The sequence below is a fragment of the Chryseobacterium sp. SIMBA_028 genome (assembly GCF_046535285.1).
Taxonomy (GTDB): Bacteria; Bacteroidota; Bacteroidia; order Flavobacteriales; family Weeksellaceae; genus Chryseobacterium.
The window spans coordinates 1-256 of sequence record NZ_JAWRWZ010000532.1; the positions used below are offsets into that span (position 1 = coordinate 1).

The window sequence follows — 256 nt, forward strand, 5'->3', positions numbered from 1 at the left end:
GGTGTCCGCAGACATACGTCATATTGACGTTGACTTTGCGCGCGGATTCGTATCGTGGTTGATCAACGATAAAATAAAGTTCGACGGTCACAGTTTCAAATTAGACGAGCATAAGACACAGGGGTTATCTCCGCGATCAGTTAACGACTATATTAAGACCATACGGACTTTCTTTCGTTTTGTGATCGAAGAAGATTTGGCGATGGAAAATCCCTTTTTGAAGTTGAAACTCCTCACAGAACCGCAAGATGTTATT

1 protein-coding gene is annotated in these 256 nt (G+C 42.2%); it reads left to right on the forward strand.

Annotated features, from left to right (window positions below):
* Position 1 precedes the first annotated feature (1 nt).
* Positions 2-256: phage integrase SAM-like domain-containing protein (locus SCA31_RS24395; RefSeq protein ID WP_410699559.1), on the forward strand; the 255-nt coding region annotated here is incomplete at its 3' end.